Raw genomic sequence first — 241 nt, 5'->3', positions numbered from 1 at the left:
CGAATGGGCGACCCGTTCGGAACTCGCCCATGGCGAAGCTGTCCTGAAGATTCTCGGACCGCGTGGCGTAGCGCAGGTTCGACGGGCGGTTGTCGGTCTTGATGCAGTTGCCGTGGGCAATGTCCAAACCCTCCGGCCGAGGTCCGTGGAAGGCCAACGCGACAAGGCGATGCACAGTGCGGGTGACGACCTTCGGTTCGTGATCGAACTTCATGCCGACCAGATGATAGCCGAGGCCGTG

General features: G+C 62.7%; 1 protein-coding gene. It reads right to left on the bottom strand.

Going from position 1 to position 241, the window contains the following annotated elements; translation table 11 throughout:
- A partial coding sequence (locus tag CVH10_RS23870; RefSeq protein WP_146143377.1) for an HNH endonuclease signature motif containing protein occupies nt 1-241 on the bottom strand: 241 nt, incomplete at both ends.

The organism is Halomonas sp. ND22Bw, assembly GCF_003011945.1.
Classification (GTDB): Bacteria; Pseudomonadota; Gammaproteobacteria; order Pseudomonadales; family Halomonadaceae; genus Halomonas; species Halomonas halophila.
Note: the sequence above shows the minus strand (reverse complement) of the source record. Positions and strands in the feature narration are given on the sequence as shown.